The sequence below is a fragment of the Paenibacillus sp. Y5S-9 genome (assembly GCF_036894235.1).
Classification (GTDB): Bacteria; Bacillota; Bacilli; order Paenibacillales; family Paenibacillaceae; genus Paenibacillus.
On record NZ_CP145887.1, the window covers coordinates 4,576,156 to 4,598,254 of the forward strand.

A 22,099-nucleotide genomic window follows, 5' to 3' on the forward strand; every position below is an offset into this window, starting at 1 on the left:
AACTACTCGTCACCTTTACCCCTATCACCAATTGTGGGTCTCCGCATGAAGTTTAAATGGTGTTTAGACTCCTGGTTAAGTTCCTGTAAATCAATAAACTTCTCGAGTAAAAGTCTTGTTTCTTCTCTATACCCCAGTGCATAGAATATTATATATCTTTCGTCATCTGATAGTTGCGAGAGAGCTATAGTCGCATAGTCAGAATCCTTCACTTTTTCCTTTGTGTTTGAACAGTGCTTATCAATCAATAAAAGGATGCAGTGAAAATTTTTTAGATAATGATTAATACTTTTCCCTAGAACTTCTCCTTCCATGAATTCTTGCACTTTTTTTCTCAACTCATTTTCATGATTCGAATTGAATACCATTTCTCTTAACACAATTCGGATATATCCTAACATTGTTCTGCCTGTTCTATCATTACTACCTCTTAATGAATCGATAATATTGTGATGAAGCTCAATCATTTTAAATAATGTGTTCTCAAAGCTTTGCTGTATCATCACATTTTTTTGTTCTTCAAGCTGATCAGCGTTTCTTGATACTTCTTTACGTTGTAAGGCTAGTTCTTTCCTCTGTAAGCTGAGTTCGTAGCGTTGAACATATAGAGTATAGACAAGACCTCCAAACGCAAAGGCAGAAAACAGAGCGTTAATAGCCCCAAACATATCTCCAAAAGTTCCTCTATCGCCCCAGCTGTCAAAAAACAGATAAATCAGTACAGCGGATAGACCCCAAATCAATAAGAAAGCTAAAAGGATAGAACGTAGTTTCCAAACCACAAAACCTTTCTTCTTGTCTTTTCCATCTTTTGATCCTGATGATTCTAAGTTTTCTACAATGTGTTTGCCGTAAAAATCTTTAATTTTGCTTGTCATATGTACAATTCTCCTTAACAAGTAATAACTCCATGGAAAATTATATATAAACAAGCTCAACCTGACCATAGAGTCCTTGATACTACATCCAACAGAAAAGAAGCCCCGCTTTGGAATGGCTTCAAAAAAGGATATAGAGAAAGCACCGTCATTGCCCTCGCTGAGATTCAAACTCAAATCGCTGTTTGTATGCACAGTGATCTTTTCAAATCAAAAGTAGTCACATATCGGGGTCATTCCGTACCCCCCTGGCCCAAGAAGGACCCATAAAGACCCTTCAGATCAGAGCGATGATTTTCCGCCTACCTCCTTCCTACACTTAGGTAATTTCCATAGTTGACCCACGTCTGGTTTCAAGTTCCGTATGACATCTATCCACAAAAGTAAAAAAGTCATTTAATTAAATGACTTTTCATTCCACTAATCGCCCCAAATGCGGTTAAAAGGGACAATCCGAATAACATTAAAATTTAATCCCACTAGTTCTTTGTTTATCAACTTGGGCATGTCATCCAAATTTCGCATCAGCCGTGAGCTTCGAATAAATAGCGTAATTATATCTTCCTCTAATTTGCTATCCATGATTTCAATATCAGCATCATAGTACTCTTGTAAAAGTTCAATAACTACTGAACTGACTTTAGATATGAGATTGGCTTTATGTTGAGTACCCTCTTCTATTGACATGAAAATGTTATAATGGAACAGATTTTCTTTATCAACAGAAACATTTTGCTCTATATGATCTCTAATATATTTTGAATATCTTTTCTGCCTTTTCCACTCTTCAAACAATTCTGAATCAACTTTTACATTTATTTGTTCGTTAAAGATATGCTTATTGACAAACTCCATCTCTTGTATAACTCCGTTAGAAATATTGTTGTTTCCAACACCCAAAAACTTCTCAGCTTGATTTACAAATTGAACAGAGCTATAGAAATAAAAAAGCTTTCCACCACTTATACGATTAAATTCATGGATCAATTCAGGGTGCGGCCCTTTTTTTTCACCTTTAACTTCATATATCCAGTCTTCTTTTTTATCATCACTGACTAGAATGACTGATTTAACTTCTTCAGTCTTTGCATAATCTAAAAGTTGTTTCCAAAAAATAAGATCTCCATATTCCGCTTGATAATTCAAACCATTATGAAAGTACTCAGAACTCTTTTTACTATCCATAAAACCAGGCGGAATTTTATTCTTGTATCTTTTAGCTCCTTCTAAATAAATATTATCAAGTTCCTCTTGAGAAAACTCCCGACCAATATTGAATCCTATTAATTCAGTTATTTTATCTCTGATCTCCAACAAATCTGGCTGTTCTTCTTTTTGATTCGATAATTCTGTTTTGATTTTTTCTCGACTTTCCTCAAGCGTTTGTACCATATCATTGGTGTTTATGTTAGAATGTTTTAAATTATTGAGCTCAGTAATTAATCTTTGGAGTTTATCTATAAAACCAACTTCAAGATTCTCGTATTCTTTCTTTTGTTCATATAGTACCAAATTGAAGTTACGATGATATTCTAAAGCAACGTGATGAGGAATCCAAATTCTTCCTTTAATGTTTTCAAGTATTTTAAGCATTAAATCCCTTGATTCTTTGGGGTATCTGAGAAGATTAAGAATAGTATTTGTGTCAAGCACAAATATACATTCATTCCATAAGTCAATAAGTTCATCATGATTTAGCGGATAGTAACCTGGGAAAATTTTTTTCATAGTCAAATTCCTTTACATTAGAATGCTTGTCATTAATAATTATTTCGACAATATATTTCATCTTCCTTTAGAGGTAATAAAATCAATAAACTTCAGAAAACCTAAAAAACCGCCCAGAATGGACGGCTAGTTATTATTCTTCAATATAAGACTTGAAATTAGGGTACGGTTTGTAATCAAATTCTTCACCTAAAACAACATCAGCCTGATTTTTTATCAGTTTAAACTCGTGAGTTACATACCTTCTGATTGAAGCATGAACTTGATCATTATTATCGAAACCATCTATAAGTTCCAACATCAACTCTTCATTGAATTTATCCAGATAAGGCGCTATACAACGATCAAAATTATGTGCAGCCATATCAAATGAATGACTGTAAGAATAATGCATGATCAATAAAGAATAGAAATCATTGAATGAATTTGTCTCTCTTGCTACCTCATCCAACACATTAATATCACTTATCTGAAAAACTCGGTTGACAATGTATTTTTCGCCATAACGTTCTTGATCTATTCTATGATACCTTTTTTTCAAGTAACTATAGTGCTCTTCGACTGTTCTTTTGAGATAGAATGCTTTGATAATCTTAGAATCCTCAGCATTGATATGTACAGTTAATAGTTCTTGAGCATGCGCTTCCAGTTTCACAAAAATATCTGAAAACTCAAAAAGTAGGTTAGCAAGAAGTGACGTCATCACTGGGTCATCTTTAATTTGACTAAAATATATAGATTCTTCTGCAATGAGAGATTTCAAAGTATCTGCATTTCTATACAACATGATTCGAAGGACTTTATAATTAATGTCCCTATTTTCGACACATTTGTAATCATCCGCTTTAAAAACGACTCTCCATAAACTTTTAAAAACTTTTTTTTCAAGTTCGGGCGAAAGGTGTTTCAAATATTTAGATACAACATATTTTTCGAGAACCGGCTCACTCGTAAGGTACTTCTTATCATTTTCTAAACTGGTCACCATATCCACAAAGATATCACCTTTTAGCAATGCCCCTTTAGATAATATTCCATCGATATTATTTTTTATATGAGCTAGTACAGTTTCTTCATTAGGTGAGAACAAAACATCAGCTTGATCAAGAACTGGATGAGCGCATAGATGACGATGTTGTCTTAAATGTTTTAGATTTTCTCCTTCATGATTATCGAGAAGTTTTGTTCGTTTTATTATAGCTTCAATCAGAGTATTCTCCCATTCAGAAGAAGTCGGCTTGTTTTTTTGCATTTCTCTGATCTCATCCAAGATTGACTTCGCGCCTTCATCTTCATATATATCGAATGATTCTTGAAGCTTAAACACCAAATCTGCCATAACGACTGAATAAAGCGTCACCAATGCTGATCTGAAATTCTTATTCACAAATGAACTGTGAACCTCTACAAAATACTCTGCCGACTTACGATGGTATATTTCTCTTGTTGAATATGTCATGTATTCTGTTACAATTTCCACTTAACTCCACCCTACTTTCATTTTCATAGGGTTAATTATAAATTATTAGACACAAAAAATCACTTCATTTAGTAAAGTAGAGTTCGGATAACTTCTAATAATTAATATTATAGAGAGTCATCCCCTCCAAATAAAAAAGCACCCGCAGGTGCTTTAATCTCACATAATCCCGAATGCGGATCTTAAGTTTTCTTTGACGTATCCATACTTAATATTTTCAGGTTCCCTGAAATGCAATTCAGCAATTCTAAGAATGAGTGCCAAGTCAAAAGCGTCAAAAACTCGAGCATTTTGTTGTGCTATTCTCATTATTTCACTCAGGTCTTGATAGGTAGCTGTACCCTGGCTTACTTTTGAAAATACTTCGAGAAATATCTCTTTATCTCCCTCTAAGAGATTGTCAAGCTTGTTTGAATTAGTCATATTTTCTACCCCTTTCCTTTAACAACTTTACTTCGATGATAATTTTACTTCCTTTACACAATTTGGTCTACAGCAAAACTGCTTGACCCCGTCGAAGCGCCCCCATACACAACCTTTGCATTTCTCCGGTTGCTTTCTCGGATGCGTTTCTTCTTCCGTCTTCTGCTGTACAATACGATTCCTCCAATGAAAAAAAGCCGATCCATGATGGTCATAACCCTGTCAAGTAGACAGTACAAAAAAAAGACAAGGATTTAAGCTACGACCGTTTCCCGGTATTCTACCGGGGAACGGTCGTTTAGTTTTTTCTGGAATCGGTTTTGGTTGTAAAACAATATGTATTTGCTCACTTGCTGTTCAACCTCTGCTTTGTCGGCCGCCTTATTCAAGTATATTTTCTCGGTCTTCAAATGAGAGAAGAAGGACTCGATACAGGCATTGTCTAGACAATTTCCACGTCTGGAGTGGCTGCCTAGCATGCCGAGCTGTTTCAGTTTATGGTTAAAGGGCTCCGAGGTATATTGAAATCCTTGATCCGAGTGCAGGATTACGCCACTCAAGTCCATGTGCTTACGGAGTCTATCCAGCGCTTCATGAACCAAGGCGAAGTCATTTCGTTCAGAAAGAAGCCACGCTACAATTTCGTTATTGTATAAATCCTGAATGACAGAGAGATACACAAAATGTTCTCCAGCACGAATATAGGTAATGTCCGTAACTAGCTTAGTTCGTGGCGTATCCGCCCGAAACTGGCGCTCAAGCCGATTTGGATTCACCACAGAAGCTTGTTTTCCAAAGAATCGACGTTTCTTTCGAATGACAGAACAGATGCCTAATTGTTTCATTAATCGGTACACCTTTTTGTGGTTGACCCTAAGACCTTCCCTCCGTAAAGCTACCGTCATTCGAAGATAACCAAAGTAGGGATGTACGCGATGGATGGCAAGCAAATGCGATTCTAATTCATGTTCCTTGTATCGACGTTCTTTTGCCGCTGATCTGCTTTTTCTCCACTTGTAATAACACGAGCGAGAAACCGCAGCTAGCTTTAAGAGCCAAACCAGACCATGGCGTGCTCGCAGGTCTTCTATGATTTGAAATCTGGTAGCTTTACTCGTCACTCCTTGTGTAGATTTGGATACTGCTTTTTTAAGTATTCAATCTCCGCCCGCAAGTATGCCATCTCTTCTTCCGTACTGGAAAACTTTGTTCTATGGCGTCCCCGTTTGGATGTAGCAGGTTCTAGACTCATTCCCTGTTTCGCTTTTGCTGCCCATACTTGTACCTGAGATTTGTTTTGAATATCTAAACGTGTCGCTACTTCACGTATACTCATATGTTCATCGTTGACCAGTCGGGCCTCCTCCAATTTCAATTCCAAGGAGTACCGCCAGAAAGTTTGTCCTTTTTTAGCCATGAAAAAATCCCCTTCGTTTGACATGATTAAGTTCAGCTTACCAGATGTCTTTTTTCTCATGTCTACTAAAAGGGGATAATACCATGAAGGAACGACTTTAAATATGATATGTATGATGTTGGTGTTACGTCTTAAAAGCTTGCGTCCGGAGTGCCCTTCATCAACAAAAAACCAAATTCTGTCATTTTTCACTCTTTATTACCCATTTATTCGATCATGCACTCGTCTTTACACTTCCTGTTTTCTTAAATGCAGATAATTTCTCTTTCATTATCAGAAGCATTTCTATCAGTTCATCCCGGTTGTTCAAATCTACATTCTTTTTATAACGCTTGGCTTGAAGTACAATCCGTTTCCCGTCTTTAGTCATAATCAATTCTGCTACGAGGTCACCAGCTGCTTTCGTAACTTCTGCCTTGTATCCCTGAGAACGAAATAGTTGTCCAAGATAGTGCTCGAACTGCACTCCATCCATCTGATCAATTTCGGCTATGCCTTACCTCTTCAATCGTTCAGCTCGTTTGCGTTGAATACTGATCATTAACACAATAACACCGACAACTCCGAGCAATCCAACGGCCAATGAGGCTTGCCATGAGCCTGTTAAAGAATACGTACCTTCAATACCTCCCAGCATCGCCATGCCAGCCAATCCTTGAAACAGTTCTTCTTCCTGTGCTTCGCCTTACTTTTTCTTCTCGCCACAGCTTCCCCTCCATTTTAAAAGATAACAAACAGTTATTCTCAATAAAGAAGGATTTTCCTGCCGACTCATCGAACTTTTGTCCTATAAAAGGAGGGGTGAAATGTCGAACCAACACGTGGTACCCAATGGAGACAATGGTTGGGCAGTTACAGGCGAAGGGAACAGTAAAGCAACCAAAATTACGACAACCAAAAAAGAAGCTGTTGATCTAGCCAGACAAATTGCTAACAATCCAAAAAACAGAACTGATTATTCATGGTAAAGACGGAAAAATTCAATCCAAAGACAGCCATGGAAACGATCCTTACCCGCCAAAAGGTTGAAAAAGAGGCGCAAATGAAACGCGCATGCCGGGTTATGAAGCCGTGCGTTTCATTCGCGCCTTTTTCTATGCTCCTAAATGTATCCCACGGAAAAATGGTCATGTGGAGTTCAACATAGCCTTATGAAAGGTCAGGTTGGGTTCACATTCGGGTTAATTTCTATAACTAAATTCAGTTTCCTACATGATAAGGAGAATTTGTATAGTATAATGATTTCGTTATAACAAATAGGAAAGATTAAAAGGAGATCTAAATGAAAATACGAAATGTTCATATTAAAAATTACAAAAGTATCAAAGATTCAGGCATAGTTCAATTACATAACAAAATTAACGTGTTAGCAGGAAAAAATAATACAGGTAAAACAGCTTTTATAGAAGTAATATATAAAGTTCTTACTGCCGGTCTATCCACTTCTTTCAGTATTAATGCTAATTTAATGGTCCTCGTTTTAGAAGTCGACATATCCAAAGATGAATTAAATATTTTATACAATAATGTTGAAGCCAACAATAAAATAGAAAATGTCGAACGAGTTAGACTATCATTTGAATATAACAGTCAGGTTAATATTTCCCATCTTAAAAAAGTAGAGAGATACAATGAGGGTAACTATAAAATTTTTTATAATCTCGAGAAAGTCCCTCATGAAGAACCAAAATATACAATTATTAATATGTTTGGAGAAACGTTTTTTTATGGAATACCAATATTCATTAATAATTTATTTTCATTCCTGAAAAGCAAAATAGTTTACATAAGCGGTTCAAGATATGTTCCACAAGTAGAAAAATCAATTTTACAAGATTCTTTGTATATTGATGGAACAAATCTTAATGCTTTTCTATACACCTTACATAACAATCAGGAGAAGACGTATGATAATATCATAAAAACTTTCACTCAAATCTTTACTGATGTTGCTTCTATAAGTACACCAATTAATGGAGACAACAATACATATGTAAGCTTATATTTTGAAGGAAATGAGACCCCTATCCCCTTATCGAATTGTGGCAGTGGGTTTACTCATGTTTTATTGCTTTTATGTGTCTTATTTACCAAGAAAAATAGCTTAGTTTTATTTGATGAACCACAGGTGTTCTTGCATCCGTCGGCTGAAAAAGCTATATATGATTTAGTTAATGATGATAATGGAAATCATCAATATACATTTACTACACATTCCCCTATTCTGATTAACTACCCTGTAGAAAAACATTTGTTCCATGTGAGTAAACCAAGCGGACACAGTAACTTCGTACATTTAGAAAAAATACAAGAAATGTTATTGGACATAGGTATTTACAATAGTGACTATGCTCTTTCTGACAAAGTTATCTTTGTGGAAGGTGAAACTGAAGAGCGAGTAATTCCGTTAATTCTCTCTCATTTCGATTTAAGACAGATCGGATACAACTACAGAATATTAAATATGAAGGGAACAGGTAAGAATTTCATTAAGAAAACTGCTATGCGCGAGTATAAAGAAAAGCTTGACCTAGTTTTGGGTGGAGTATCGCAAAGCCCGATACCTTATAAGATAATTATTGATCCAGATAATAAAACAGAGGAAAAAATTACTGAACTAAAGGAAAGTTACGGAGAAAATATAATTATCTTGGAACGACGGGAGTATGAGAACTACTTTTTAGACTGCTATGAAGAGCTCTCAGAAATTATCAATCAGGATCTTTCAGGAACCACAAATTCAGAGCAAATAATGGGCGAAGTCGAACTATTACTATCAAAAACCGATGACATTAAATTATTCCCTAGGGGTTCCACAACTGTATCAAAAGATGTTGTTGGTAGTGAAGTTTTGGAACGCTTGTTCGCAAGCCATTCTCTAACGTATAATAAGATTGTTCATGGAATACAACTAACTAATCTAGTTTTAGAAAACACGCCAGATAAATTAGAATTCTTTAAAAATGAGTTGCAAGATTTTATAAAAGGATAAAAAACACAATGAAGGCTGCTGATTATTTGATCAGCAGCCTTCATTTTTTTAAAGATTCTGCGCCATCTTGTTCAAGAAAGCCGTTAGCTTCAAAGTATTGGCGACACTTTCCATACCTTCATCGATTTTTCGCTGGATAGTGCTGTCGTTGAGGGATCGTCGGAAGAATACGATCGTTTCCTCGCATGAGACAATACGGCAATAGCTACGATTCTGATCGGAAAGCAAAATTATATTTACTCGCTCCCCCTTGTAAAAAAATTTTGAATTTCATGTTATCTTTTTATTGACACACCGCCTATTGTTGGAAGCATTATAGACTGAGATGTTCCCAGCAAATATTCATCAAAGGTGAGAACATAGGCGTCAGCTCTATCCGGTGACTTGAGCCCTCGTTTTTTCATGTCCTTCTTACTTTCAAGAAGTATCTTCCCCTTACTGGTCATTGACCATTTCCTTGCGGTCAATTGAGAAGTCAACGTATCAACATTAAGTAATTATAGTACCGCAGATCAATAGTTCATATAATTGCTCATGTGTTCAAAAAGCCCCATAATATACGCCCACATCTTCAAGCCTAGGTTTCCATGATGTTCATCCAAAGATTGCTCAAATGTACTAGGGCTTTGAATACCCATTAATCGCCCATAATGTTGAATAACAAAATAGGAATGTTATACTTGCTTTACAAAAACTTAATTGCATTAGATTCAATATTTTTAACATATTCAAAAAAGGGTTTAGGACAAACTGAAATTTGGTGCGAATTATAGTTTACAGAAGTAGATTCGTAGTATCTTGCATTAAAGTTGATAGGAGGAAAAGATTCATGAATTTAGTAATTGAAAAGTTAAAAGTCACAGATATTGAAAGCTTGTATGAATTCGAAATTGAAAACAGAACTTTTTTCGAGGAAATGGTACCGTCTCGAGGAGATGATTATTACATACCTGAGGTTTTTAAAGTAAGGAATGAATCTCTACTTGATGAACAAGTCAAAGGACTCTCCTTTTTTTATCTAATAAAAGACGAAAATAACTCTATTCTTGGAAGAATAAATTTAGTTGATATTGATTCCGATAAAATAGGATTTCTCGGCTATAGAGTGGGACAAATCCACACTGGAAAAGGTGTTGCTAAAAAAGCATTAAAATTATTACTTAATACGTTAGTTGATTTAGATATAAAAGAAGTTAAGGCAAAAACAACCACCAATAATATAGCATCTCAAAAAGTTTTAGAGCAAAACGGATTCGAGCATATAGAAACTAGTGATAAAGAATTTGAAATGAATGGGCAAATGTTAAAATTCATTACTTATACATGGACAAATAAACCATTATTCTAATCACCAATCGGACGCGGCTGTTTAAGCTGAAGATCATAAGCCAAATTCCTCGTTCAAGATACTGAGGGGTTAGGCTTTTTTTGTCTTTTAAGATCTATTTTTGCTAAATAATAGAATTAATGAATAAACTTGACTGGGGCAATGATTAGGTGTACTATATGTTTGTATAAATGGAATATATTACAATTTAAATATTTATTTTGGAATCTTATATTTTCAAGATCGGTATCAGGTCTTACCATAAATAAGATATCACTACGTATAAATGAGTTTTACATTTTGTCTGCAACACATAATCATTGGCAGGCATTCATTTTACATATACATTCCTACTTCATAGAGTTTTCTAGCCTGTAGAGTTCTACCTCCTTAATTTCTTTTTCAGTAAAGAAAAAAAGGGAAGAACCATCTTTAAAAGAGAGGAGGGCAAGAGGCTTTAAGCTGCAAGCAGGTCTATTTGTCGTATCCGCATGTTTTTGTTAAAGAAACCCCATAACAAGAAAGGTGGAATTTATTGCTATGAGAAAATTGATTAGTTTAGCTCTTATTCTTGTTCTAATGCTTTCATTTAATGTAGCTGCCTATGCAGACGGTGATGTGACACAAGCCAAACCTATGACAAAGGAAGAGATTATTAATTCCAAAGAATTCCGTGAAGCTGTGAAAGCGGCTAAGGCTGAATTTGAATCGCAGAAGGCTGATAATGCGGGTGGTCCAGTTCTGTTTGCGCCTGCTCCGAAAGTATCTCACATTAATGTATACGGTGTCGTATCTCCTAATGGCGGTCAAGAAATTTACGGCTTCAATAACAATCCGCTCTCCACGACCAATGATCATGGTGGGGCTTGGATTCAGTGTATTACTTTCCAGATCGGTTATGACAGCAGTCACTACGGCACACTCGCCGGCAATACAATGACTAACAACTGGTCTGAAGCTATTGATCTGGACGGTGATCGTGTCGTAGATGCTTTTGCCCATTCTTGGGTTTATGAATCCCCTAATACAACAGGCGGACAATTTGTAGGTACGGTCTATTCCATTAACATTCCAACACAGTGGACCGCTTGGATTAATGTTCGTTAACAGGAAGGATGTAATCTGAATATTGGAGGAATTGCTAACCTGGTTCTATCATGAGGAATACGGGAAGTAAGCCCAAAGGCTCATCAGCTTTAGACACGGATTTGATTCTTGATCAGGCGCAGGGATATACATCCCTGCGTCTTTTCTCATTGTGACATTAAAATACGCGACTTTGTATAGGAACCCACCGTTGTACAGCAGGCTACTGTACCTCTGCTTGTATGAATACATAAGTACTCTCATCGGATCTTTCTTCTGAAAAAGCGAAATTCAACCGATCAAAGTTTCTTACATCTTCCACATCTGTAATCTTATGCTCTGCCATATAACGTACCATTTCACCTCTGGCCATTTTAGCCCAGGTTGCCTTTTCAACAAGCTTCCCATTGACCATTTGTCCGAATACACAAGTAATGAACCGGGTTTCCTCACTCAGAAAAGGTAAAATATTTTTGCTATACTCTTTGGAAGCCAGATTTAGGATGTAGTTGCTTTCTGATTGAAGCTGATCTGCGAGTTTGCTACCCCAGAATTGATAGAGCGATTTGAAGCCTGGACCTTGCAGCTTGCCCTGCATCTCCAACCGATAAGGTGTAACCCCATCCAAAGGCCGTAACATTCCATAAAAACCGGATAATATGCGTAAATGCTGCTGAAGATACGCCAGTTCCTCATTTTGAAAAACACCTGGAGCCATATACTGATACTGAATGCCCTCATAGGCATAGATTGCTGGTGTCAGATTTGCTTTTATATTCATATTCTGAATCCGTTCCACGTTCTGTTCGGCGATTGCATCGTTACACTTCCACATCGCTTTGAGTTCGTCATAGGATAACTCTTGAAGCAGACTCAATAGCTGTTCTGACTCGTTTATAAACTGTGGCATCTGCGCGATAGCCATAAGATCGGTATCAATCTTCATCTTTTTAGCTGGTGATATGATAATTCTCATCGTGCTAATCCATCCTTAATCTACCGTTGTTTTTGTCGTTATCCATTGTACAGGATTGGACAGGCGAATCCAATGCCAAGGCTTAACTAAATCCCTCATGGTACCTTTGAAAAGACTCAAAATGAACAAGTCAGCCCATGATTGGACCGGCTTGTTCATTAGAATTCAACACATTAAATTGGTAAGAAAGCAAGGCGTTTATTTCAAACCACTAATTAGGGAGATACGCTCCCCGTGCCGCTATTTTGCTCTGTTTTTGTAGTCGGCAATTGGATCATTGGCGTATTTGACCCACTTACATATGGAAGTGCTCCATCCCATTTCTTGATGGTTTCATATTCAACGAGTTGACTCGATAATGATTGTTGCAGCTCTTTGTTTGCTTTAGCTTGACCTTCTGCTTCGATCAATAGTTTGTCTGCATTACCTTGCGCTTCCACGCGCTTGCGATCTGCTTCTTTCTTGGCGATCTCAAGTTCAGTCGTTTTACGTTCCAGTTCTTGAGATGCTTCGACACGCTTATCGATTGCTTCCTGCGTCTTGGCGTCAGGTTGAGGAACACCTACAGTAACGTTTGATACAATGAAGCCTAACTCTTTAACGTCATCAGAAAAACGTTGTTGCACGTCCACTCCTGCTTCGGATGACTTTTCACCATACACATCAATGACTGTAAACTTGGAAATACCTTTACGAGCTGCGTCACGGAAACGTGTTTTGAGATATGTATCCTCAATTTCTTGAATGCTAATTGGCCCAAATGTATTGAAGATAGAAGATACTTTACTTGGTTCTACTTGGTAGTTGTAAGCAAAATCAATTGTGATGTTTTTCCCGTCAGAAGTAGCAATCTGAATATCTCTGTATTCCACCGTTTGAATTCGGATCGGATATTTCGTTACTTTATCAAACGCTCCAACGAGTTTCCACCCTTGACTCAGTGTGCTATCTTTTACGCCTCCATTTGGTGAATACACGACCCCAACATATCCATTAGGAATTCGTGTTAAAAAGAAGGTCACCATTAGCACTCCCACTATAATAACTAATGCAACCGCAATTGCCCCTACTCTAAACGTCTTTGAATTTTTCATCACCATTCTCCTCTTGTTTGAATTTATTGTATTTCTTCAGAATTCTACTACCTATTTTATTGAATAGCGGGAACATTAATGCCCATAGAATAAATGCTAGGATAAAAATTAAGATGATTCCCCCAATAAATGGCATATCCGTCCTCCTTCTTAAAATGCTGTGGCTCCATATTCATCTGTTTAAAGTTTACTTCTCCGTTCATCCAAATTATAACTAATAATTTATATCTTTCTTTATATATACTTTATAAATTCGATTCGGTTTCAATGATATACCGCGCCGTTTCTTGTAGCCCTAGAATTTCTACATTGAAAAGGGATATGTGATCCGGCTTGTTTTACGCTTGTGAGCATCCCAAGATGGAATTACTATGAGGTAAAGTAGCAAAGAAAATGGTGAGTGAGCGACGTTCAGTAGCTGGTTATTCCTATCCAGAAAGTGGCGTACGTGTGGCCGATGCTGCCCTCCTGTCACACAAAAAAGAGCCATCAAATTATTTGATGGCATCTTCGAACGCTTTACTTATACGAACAAAAATTAAAACGATAAATTAATATTCACAGCTTATTTCTTGTGAGTTACAATCCTCCAATTTATGTCCAAATTCCATCCAACGTGACAATAGATTCCTCACAATATATTTATGAGACCCATCGTTGTACAGTGTAGGCTACTTTATCTCTGGTTGTATGAAAACATATGTGCTCTCGCTCTGCTATATAACGTACCATTTCGCCCTCTGGCCATCTTGGCCCAGGTTGCCTCTTCAATGACCTTCCCCTCGACCATTTGTCCGAATACACAAGTAATAAATTTAACCTGTACTTTAGATTCATACGCCGAATCCTCTCCGCATTAAGTTCAGCAATAGCATCGTTGCACTTCCACAGCGCTTTGAGTTCGTCATAGGATAACTTTTGCAGCAAACGGAGTAGCTGTTCTGACTCGTCAATAAAATGAGGTGTCTGCGCACAAGCCATACGATCGGTATCGATCTTCATCTTTTTCGCAGGTGAAATCATAATTCGTATCATGTTGATTCATCCTTAATCTCCGTTGTTTTGTCATTATTCATTGTACAGGATTGGTTCGATGATACCAATGTCAGTATACATTGATTAGCATTGTGGCGCGTCTCCCAATAAAACTACAACGAACAAGCCTGCCCATTACTGGATTGGCTTGTTCATTACAACTCGAAAACTTCAATTCAGGAAATTCAATTGATTTTTGAATTTGGTTCAGCAGTAAGTTGCACCCATTGCTCTTCCCTGAAGGTGTAAACATATTCCTGTGGATTGTCCTTCAGTTTGACAACTACAGGATACTATGGCATTTTACTGCGACAAGCGGTGATGCTAATAATATCATGTTTCTCCATACCTTTTTCATCGGTTAGATACGTTCTTAAACCATCTTCAAGTTCCTGCATATCCTCTTTAAAAATATATAACCATTGATGTAATTAAAATAAATGATCTCTTTAGAAATTTCCTTTCATCCACTAGTCACGCTATTTCCCCAATAATAGAATCAAGCTCTTCTCAGAAAGGATTCACTCCTAATCATACATCATACATCATACATCCCTCGTGCGGCTACATATATCATTCTCGTTCAATTTTCATATAGAAATATTTCACTTATTAAGTCTATACAAATTCCAGTTATGAACAAGTGTATCTATTGTTTTTTAACTATCACTTTTTCAGTATCTCCATCCCAATCTATTTCAACTATAAACTCATCTTCTTTTAAGAACGATGACCTATTTTCGGCTTTCCCTTTGATAACAGTATTGAATGGAGCTTCCTCTCTCACCTTAATATTTTCACTCATAAATTTGTAATTCACTTTGTCTATTGATGGATTATCTCCTAGATATCTTATGCTATATTCATAACTTGACGAACTGTTATTACTTTGAACCGAACACAATACCCTCCAATTCTTACTCTCCCCCCGGTAAGAGGTAACATCATTCGAGCAAGCAGTAATCGACAAAAAAAGAAGTAATAACAAGATAAATGACATTTTTTTCACGTGAAAATCTCCTTTATAGTTGAAATATGGAAAATAGTAGTGTACAATAAAAAAAAAGCATAAAAATACATTTAAGGAAAATGGAGGTAATGTTTATGAATTTCAGAAAATTATTAACCCCTCTTCTTACAGTCGGTCTTATCTTTTCAAGCGCAAGTTCAGCTTTCGCACAGGAAAAACCTGACTATGACACTGATAGGTATACCATCGTGAAAGAATATGATCAAAATAATTCAACTCCTTTTTTTAATGCTCAGTCAGTGGATGAATCTATACCAGAAATTGATTTAGAAGTTTCGGAAGGTTACGATGTTGATTTGTTAGAAAACACGACTCGTCCATTATACGATCTCCGAGATAAAGAAACTGGAGAAATTGTTACTCAGTATGCGACGGATGTATCAATTCTTGCAGCTGGTCAACGGTCTGATAATCAGGAATACAAAGAGTTTAATATAAAAGTGTATGGAACCATCTATTATATTTTGACAGGTAAAAATAGCTTGTATGTCACAATTGACAAAGTATCTTTTAGATGGGAGAACAACGGTCGTACACCTGGTACCAAAGACCATAGTGTTTACGTTGATCAGTTCGGCGCAACTGAAGGAGGTGCTAAAGTCAATCAAAATAAAACAGTTACTTATGGATTAGTGAGCCATGGAACAGTACTTGTACGAGACTGGAACTGGACTCCAGTATTTACTAGCCCAGAAGCATCATCAGTAGCGGTGAAGTTTAACGCAACCGAAGTTGACGCTATTGGAGGGACCCATCCATTGAGCTTTGTTATTAGATTATACTAAAATTATACAAAAAATAGGAGACCTCTTATAAAAAGAGGTCTTTTTTCCTACGTCCTTTATAAAACGGCATAGTAAATTATTATATCCCATGTTGCTACTAAAAAAACTAATACGTTTGAACTTATCCTCACAAATGCACTAGCGCTAATTCTCCTCTTTTTCCCACTGGAATAGCTGAAGTTCCTTTGATCGTCCAATTAACTGAATCGCACTTTTGAGCAGCTCAAGCTATGTGACAGCTACACAGCACGAAGTCAATCAACCACTACAGCCTCAGGCTGCTTCTCCAGAACTTGCAATGGAGTCTGGATTAAAAACTTTTCCGGCCTGAAAGAAGCCGTGTTGGATTTATTCCTAAAACCGATCCGATAGAGTATGCCTCCAGCATGTTTGTAGATAAGCTTTATCAGAGTATTGTATCACCGATCCTATCCAAACCTGGCGATACAGGAACATTCGATGACGGCGGACATCTGAAATTGCTAAAGTCTGTACCTCCGGATGCACGTTTGAACGTAGGCCACAACCATTCATGTTGTTCATGCTCAATTATTAGAGGCCAGTGACATTCCTGAGGATTCACAGAAAAACATCTCCATTTTGAATCGAGAAGATATCGGTTCTAAAATCACTTATCTCAATACCCTCTACACTGTTGAAAATACAGATGCCATGTTTTAATATGCTACCGGAAAATAAAAATCATGATTAATAAGGTGTGAATTTAAATACTTTTTATAATCGCCTTCTAAGTGAGGAAAATTTAAGGGTATAGTTCACAAACCCACTTACAGGGATTGGATTTCACACTAAACACGCAAAAGGGCGGATCCCAATGAAGCCCCTTTTTGCGTGTTTAACAGATCGATAACTAAATCCGCCCTTATTTACTTTTTAGTCTTTTTGGTCTTATTCGGAAGATACCTACAGCCCGTGCAACACTCTTTTCTACAAACACAACTGGATTATCAATTGATTTCTAGTGAATATATTTGAATTGAATGTTCTGGAATATCCAGTGGTTGAATTGCACTAACTTTAATACCTCGCTTGCGTAATTTTGAGACAAAAGGATTGATTTCACTTTCTAGTATGACTGTTTCCCCCCAAGTTCAGAGTACGTCCACGAGAGTCACTAGACTCTACAGATAATGCAATTGGTAATGTTAAAGGGGATCTACCCCGCGCCGACCTAGAATCTTAACATTTAAATTCCGTAAAGTTTGAACAACGCAAGCTGGTTTATTTGTCGCTAAGTGTCCGCCAATAATCTTAGCTAAACGTGCACACAAAGCTTTTTCACTCATATTAAATACCTACCTATTAATTTCAACGAACAATATATCATGATTAACCATTTTAATTTGATAGAAACACATGATAGAGTATACTCGTATATTTTTCACATACCGTTAGAGTTCATAGCAGAACATAGATAAACGGCTCATCACCAAAACCATGCAACGCCACATCAAGCACTTTCTGCAGAGCAGACTGCTTAACGTTTCAGCTGTCAAACTAACAAACCCCCGGCAGGCGCGTCTACATCAGCAGCGCATGGCCGGGGGTCATTTAATATTTACAATTATTTCTCTTAATTTCTCTACCTAATTTAACGTGTAAAATCATGCTGGCCAATGGTCAGCAGCGTCGGCCTGCTCTTACTCCACACCGAAGTGGCTATCTTCGGATTGTAATAATAGAGCGCTCCGTTTGTCGGATCAGCGCCATTCAAAGCCTTGCGAGCAGCTCTGTAAGAGGTCTGAGTCGGCTTCGTATTGAACTGCCCATCGTCTATAGCCGTGAATTGCCCTTTCTGGAAAATGACCTTTGAGATCGATGATGGGAATGCATTCGAATGCACACGATTCATGACAACCGCTCCGACAGCGACCTGCCCTTCAAAAGATTCGCCGCGCGCTTCACCATGGATCAGCTTCGCCAGCTGGCGCAGTGTCTCGCCTTCGGCTTTGGCTTTTTTATTCAGCCTGTTCAGTGTTGCCGGACCTGCAACGCCGTCTGCACTCAGTCCCTGCGCCCGCTGGAACTGGCGAACAGCGCTTTTGGTAATCGAACCGTAATACCCGGTCATTCCAGCATCGAAGTAGCCCAGATCGCTTAATTGCTCCTGCAATTGCAGCACATGCTCGCTACGAACGCCCTGTTCCAGCTTTTGTGCTCCAGCAGAAGGCGCTGCCATGGTCAATCCCAGAGTCAACGCGCAGGCACCGAGAAGCATGCTGACCCGCCCTGCTCTTTTACCAGCCGTTCTCCCCTTCCCATGAGTGACTTTCCGACTGACAGTGATAGGCTCCATGGTGTCAGCAATCGTTAACAGATCCAACTCCCCATTCGTGCTATCAACTGTAGTACGTTCATTACTGTTCATATGGCTAACCACCTTCATCTCTTTCATCTCACTCACGCTATCTAATTCAATTATCATATTCTTTTCATTCATTTCATTCGGTTGATCCATTCCAATATTGTTCTTCATCATTCCATTAACCTCCACTTTTCTGAATCCAGATCCCACACTTCCTCCTGAATCCTCATGGTTGGACATCCCGAGTGTCATTATAGGATATAGAAAAAATGAAGTCTATCGGACCGATGACGCAGTGAAAAAACGACACCGAACATAACAAAAAGAGGCATGAGCCCATGGTCACACCGTGGTCATGCCCCTTCTTGTATCAACCTTATACCGCTTGTCCAACCCGTTATTTCCGTAGGCAGGCAGACCCGTACAAAAGTTGCGTTGTATTTATTGACAATTAATCGGCCAGTTCCTGACCCTTCGTTTCCCGGCCCCAGAACAGTACAGCCGCTGCGCCAATGAGGATTGTCACGAAGAAAATCGTGAAAATCAGGCTGATTGCCACTTCACGCTGAACCAGCATACCGACCATTAATGGAGCAAGCACCCCACCGATTCGGCCAACCGATGTGGCAAGACCCACACCTGTCGAACGAACAGAAGTCGGATACAATTCCGGGCTGTAGGCGTACAGACCACCCCAGGCTCCCAGATTGAAGAAGGATAGACAGATTCCTGCGGCCAAGATCGTCGCTTCGGTTGTTGCCAGTCCAAACGCAATCGCACTGCATGCAGTCAAGGTAAGATACACAACCAGTACGAACTTGCGACCGTAACGTTCAATGAAATACGCTGCGGTGAAGTAACCTGGCAACTGTGCGATCGTCATGATCAGCACGTACTGGAAGCTTTTAACCAACGTAAATCCTTTTGCCATTACAACCGAAGGCAGCCACAGGAACATTCCATAATAAGAGAAAATGACGGTAAACCACAAAATCCAGAGCATCAACGTTGTACGGCGATGTGGTGCTGACCAGACGGTAGCGACTTTCTCGCGGAACGTGATTTTATGAAGCTTGGTATGATTCTTATACCGCGGCGGGTCCTGAATGGCACGACGCAGATACAGTGCATAGAACGCCGGAAGTGCACCAATGGCAAAAGCAATTCTCCATCCGTACTCCGGGATGACAAAGTTGGCAATGAGCGCTGATACAATCCAGCCCCCTGCCCAGAAACTTTCCAATAATACAACGGCACGTCCCCGTTCCGCTGTAGGCATCGACTCCGATACCAGTGTGGATGCCACGGGTAACTCTCCGCCAAGTCCAATACCCGCAACCAGACGCAGTGCACACAATACCGCAAATCCAGTCGCCAATGCAGACAGACCGCTTGCAATCGTGAAGATTAACAAGGTCCACATCAGTATGGCCTTCCGTCCAAATCGGTCCGCAAGTGCACCTGCAAGCAAAGCACCTAGCGCCATACCGATCGAGTTAATACTCGTAAGCACGCCGACTTGTCCGGGACTGAGACTCCATTCCTTGGCGAGTGCAGCCACGATAAAGGAGATCATGCCAACTTCCATCGCATCAAACAGCCAGCTCATGCCGGCACTGAACAGCAGCTTGCGCTGCTTGGGATTCCGCAATACTTCCAGTTTGCTCATCACTTATAGCTCCCTTGATCTCTATGTAGTCATTCTGACACTAAATCATTATTATGCAGAATGCTCCAGAAATCAATGCAAAATAAGCTTTTCCTTCCGATTTCTGCGATACCTCACCCCTTGAGTGACCCCGCTGTCAGACCTGCAACAAAGTAACGCTGGAGCAGAAGGAACAACACGATCATCGGAATGGCCGTGACCAGCACACCCGTAAGCATCATCGGATAGTTCGTCACGTATTCCCCGCGGAATTGCATGAGCGCGAGCGGTAACGTGAGCTTGGACTTACTGCTGAGCATCAACATCGGAATAAGCAAGTCATTCCATACCATGACGAGCAAAAACGTAGCTGTTGCCGCCAGCGAAGGTGCAGCCAGTGGCAGTGCAATCCGGGTATAGAGCCTCCATTCACTTGCTCCATCCATACTGCCCGCTTCCAGAATCTCCGAATTGAGCATACGCATGAAGCCTGTCAGCATGAACACAGAGACAGGCATCAGCATCGCCGCGGATACCACAATCAGGCCTGTCAGACTGTCCGACCACCCGAGTGTACGTGTAAGGGAATAGATCGGTAGCATACTCACCTGGGAAGGAACGATTAGACCGGCTACGAACAGCGCAAATACGATTTTACCTACACTTCCGCCCCAGCGGACAATGGCGTAAGCAATCATGCTGCTCAGCACTAACTCTATTGCAACCGTACCGAGCGTCACGACCAGACTGTTCCCGAAATATTGCCACATCGGCTGATTGCGGAACATGCCAGTAATGTTATCCCACGTAAACGGGTCCGGCCAGCTGAACGGACTGGTGAAGAAGTTGCTGCTTGTTTTGAACGAAGATACAAATACAAAGTACAGCGGCACCAGGATCAGCAGCGCGTACACCAATAGGATCAGGCGATTAAACCATTTTAAAAACATGTGAACTCCCTTCTGCCTCGATTGCAGGATGAATGCTCCAACATCAACCTCAATAGCTCACCCGGTCAGCGCGTAGTGCCTTGAACTGCAATAACGTCAGCAACGCGAGCAACACCAGGAAGATCATGGAACCGGCAGAAGCCAGACCAAATGAATAGCTGCCAAAGGCGGTATGATAGATATATGTTGTCAAAATTTCAGTTGCGTAGTTCGGGCCTCCGTCCGTCATGGTAAAAATGAGGTCAAATGCCTTGAACGACTGAATCGTCGTATAGGCCACAACAATCGTTGCCGAAGGTGCCAGCAGTGGCCAAGTCACGGTACGGAATACCTGCCATTTGCTGCCGCCGTCCATACGAGCCGCTTCATACAGTTCTGCCGGAATGCCTTGCAGACCTGCGATGAATACAATCATCATCTGGCCAGCATGGGCCCAGACTTGCACCGCAGCGATGGAATAGATGGCGATCTTGGGATCACCAATCCAGTTACGAGCGATGCTGCTCATCCCCGCTTCATTCAGTCCATAGTTGATCAATCCAATGGATGGATCATACATAAATGCCCAGATCAGTCCAACCGATACGGAGGACAGAATCGCAGGCAGGAAATACAATGCCCGAAGCACAATGCGTGTCTTGGTATTGCGTACCAGGAGCAGAGCCAGGACAAGTGAAATAAAGGTTTGTGCAATAACAACCGTTAACATGAACTCCACGTTGTTACCAAAGGCTTTGCGGAATACGATGCTGCTGAGACTGTCCTTGTAATTATCCAGCCCTACAAATGCATACGACGGGGATACCCCGTCCCAATCCGTAAAGGAATAGAACAGCCCCGTCAATGTAGGAAATACGAACAATCCAACGTACAGCAGCAACCCGGGGATCAGAAATAGGGATAGCTGAAGACGGTTTTTCATCG

At 39.4% G+C, this 22,099-nt stretch carries 21 protein-coding genes and 1 pseudogene; 6 read left to right on the top strand and 16 right to left on the bottom strand.

Features of this window, described 5'->3' with window-relative positions; genetic code table 11:
- Positions 1–2: 2 nt before the first annotated feature.
- From V6669_RS20185 to V6669_RS20215, 7 genes and pseudogenes are all read right to left on the bottom strand, one after another.
- Complete coding sequence (locus V6669_RS20185; RefSeq protein ID WP_338587816.1) at positions 3–878, bottom strand: putative phage abortive infection protein; 876 nt, start codon at positions 876–878, stop codon at positions 3–5.
- A 420-nt stretch (positions 879–1,298) separates the two neighbouring features.
- The gene (locus V6669_RS20190; RefSeq protein ID WP_338587817.1) at positions 1,299–2,606 is read right to left on the bottom strand and encodes a PIN-like domain-containing protein; all 1,308 of its coding nucleotides are present in this window, start codon (positions 2,604–2,606) and stop codon (positions 1,299–1,301) included.
- Between the two features lie 133 nt (positions 2,607–2,739).
- On the bottom strand, positions 2,740–4,086 hold the full coding sequence (locus tag V6669_RS20195) for a hypothetical protein (protein WP_338587818.1): 1,347 nt from the start codon (positions 4,084–4,086) through the stop codon (positions 2,740–2,742).
- Between the two features lie 159 nt (positions 4,087–4,245).
- Positions 4,246–4,509, bottom strand: a complete 264-nt coding sequence (locus tag V6669_RS20200; protein ID WP_338587819.1) for a hypothetical protein — start codon at positions 4,507–4,509, stop codon at positions 4,246–4,248.
- 254 nt (positions 4,510–4,763) lie between these two features.
- Positions 4,764–5,926, bottom strand: a pseudogene (locus tag V6669_RS20205) (IS3 family transposase).
- Between the two features lie 214 nt (positions 5,927–6,140).
- Positions 6,141–6,401, bottom strand: a complete 261-nt coding sequence (locus V6669_RS20210) for a restriction endonuclease (protein ID WP_338587820.1) — start codon at positions 6,399–6,401, stop codon at positions 6,141–6,143.
- Positions 6,402–6,422: 21 nt separating this feature from the next.
- The gene (locus V6669_RS20215) at positions 6,423–6,569 is read right to left on the bottom strand and encodes a hypothetical protein (RefSeq protein WP_338587821.1); all 147 of its coding nucleotides are present in this window, start codon (positions 6,567–6,569) and stop codon (positions 6,423–6,425) included.
- A 163-nt stretch (positions 6,570–6,732) separates the two neighbouring features.
- Between V6669_RS20215 and V6669_RS20220 the strand changes: the two genes are divergently transcribed.
- From V6669_RS20220 to V6669_RS20240, 5 genes are all read left to right on the top strand, one after another.
- Complete coding sequence (locus V6669_RS20220) at positions 6,733–6,894, top strand: DUF2188 domain-containing protein (RefSeq protein ID WP_338587822.1); 162 nt, start codon at positions 6,733–6,735, stop codon at positions 6,892–6,894.
- Positions 6,854–6,955 carry a DUF2188 domain-containing protein gene (locus V6669_RS20225; RefSeq protein WP_338587823.1) on the top strand — a complete coding sequence of 34 codons (102 nt, stop codon included), beginning with the start codon at positions 6,854–6,856 and terminating at the stop codon, positions 6,953–6,955. Before V6669_RS20220 ends, V6669_RS20225 begins: the two co-directional genes overlap by 41 nt.
- A 253-nt stretch (positions 6,956–7,208) precedes the next feature.
- Complete coding sequence (locus V6669_RS20230) at positions 7,209–8,918, top strand: AAA family ATPase (RefSeq protein WP_338587824.1); 1,710 nt, start codon at positions 7,209–7,211, stop codon at positions 8,916–8,918.
- A gap of 829 nt (positions 8,919–9,747) precedes the next feature.
- Positions 9,748–10,266 carry a GNAT family protein gene (locus tag V6669_RS20235; protein WP_338587825.1) on the top strand — a complete coding sequence of 173 codons (519 nt, stop codon included), beginning with the start codon at positions 9,748–9,750 and terminating at the stop codon, positions 10,264–10,266.
- A 519-nt stretch (positions 10,267–10,785) separates the two neighbouring features.
- Positions 10,786–11,352: a DUF4879 domain-containing protein gene (locus V6669_RS20240; protein WP_338587826.1), complete on the top strand. Its 567-nt coding sequence runs from the start codon at positions 10,786–10,788 to the stop codon at positions 11,350–11,352.
- Positions 11,353–11,554: 202 nt separating this feature from the next.
- On the opposite strand, the gene yaaA (V6669_RS20245) is transcribed toward V6669_RS20240, so the two are convergent.
- The 5 genes from yaaA (V6669_RS20245) to V6669_RS20265 all read right to left on the bottom strand — a co-directional run bounded on the left by yaaA (V6669_RS20245) (position 11,555) and on the right by V6669_RS20265 (position 15,445).
- Positions 11,555–12,307, bottom strand: coding sequence for a peroxide stress protein YaaA (gene yaaA / locus V6669_RS20245; protein WP_338587827.1), 753 nt, complete (start codon positions 12,305–12,307; stop codon positions 11,555–11,557).
- A 215-nt stretch (positions 12,308–12,522) separates the two neighbouring features.
- Positions 12,523–13,401: a prohibitin family protein gene (locus V6669_RS20250; RefSeq protein WP_082219137.1), complete on the bottom strand. Its 879-nt coding sequence runs from the start codon at positions 13,399–13,401 to the stop codon at positions 12,523–12,525.
- A complete protein-coding gene (locus tag V6669_RS20255; RefSeq protein ID WP_338587828.1) occupies positions 13,379–13,537 on the bottom strand; it encodes a hypothetical protein in 159 nt (52 codons plus the stop codon). The genes V6669_RS20250 and V6669_RS20255 overlap by 23 nt, the downstream gene beginning before the upstream one ends.
- A gap of 506 nt (positions 13,538–14,043) precedes the next feature.
- Positions 14,044–14,436, bottom strand: coding sequence for a peroxide stress protein YaaA (gene yaaA / locus V6669_RS20260; RefSeq protein WP_338587829.1), 393 nt, complete (start codon positions 14,434–14,436; stop codon positions 14,044–14,046).
- A 649-nt stretch (positions 14,437–15,085) separates the two neighbouring features.
- A complete protein-coding gene (locus tag V6669_RS20265; protein ID WP_338587830.1) occupies positions 15,086–15,445 on the bottom strand; it encodes a hypothetical protein in 360 nt (119 codons plus the stop codon).
- A 95-nt stretch (positions 15,446–15,540) separates the two neighbouring features.
- Here V6669_RS20265 and V6669_RS20270 point away from each other — a divergent pair, with 95 nt between their 5' ends.
- Positions 15,541–16,251 (top strand): hypothetical protein, encoded by a 711-nt coding sequence (locus V6669_RS20270; protein ID WP_338587831.1) that lies wholly within the window; start codon positions 15,541–15,543, stop codon positions 16,249–16,251.
- A 1,612-nt stretch (positions 16,252–17,863) separates the two neighbouring features.
- On the opposite strand, the gene V6669_RS20275 is transcribed toward V6669_RS20270, so the two are convergent.
- The 4 genes from V6669_RS20275 to V6669_RS20290 all read right to left on the bottom strand — a co-directional run bounded on the left by V6669_RS20275 (position 17,864) and on the right by V6669_RS20290 (position 22,097).
- A complete protein-coding gene (locus tag V6669_RS20275) occupies positions 17,864–18,751 on the bottom strand; it encodes a cell wall hydrolase (protein WP_338587832.1) in 888 nt (295 codons plus the stop codon).
- 277 nt (positions 18,752–19,028) lie between these two features.
- Positions 19,029–20,246: an MFS transporter gene (locus V6669_RS20280; RefSeq protein ID WP_338587833.1), complete on the bottom strand. Its 1,218-nt coding sequence runs from the start codon at positions 20,244–20,246 to the stop codon at positions 19,029–19,031.
- A 113-nt stretch (positions 20,247–20,359) separates the two neighbouring features.
- Positions 20,360–21,175 carry a carbohydrate ABC transporter permease gene (locus V6669_RS20285; RefSeq protein ID WP_133385463.1) on the bottom strand — a complete coding sequence of 272 codons (816 nt, stop codon included), beginning with the start codon at positions 21,173–21,175 and terminating at the stop codon, positions 20,360–20,362.
- A 49-nt stretch (positions 21,176–21,224) separates the two neighbouring features.
- Entirely contained in the window at positions 21,225–22,097 is an 873-nt protein-coding gene (locus V6669_RS20290) for a sugar ABC transporter permease (RefSeq protein WP_017687487.1), read from the bottom strand.
- Positions 22,098–22,099 lie beyond the last annotated feature (2 nt).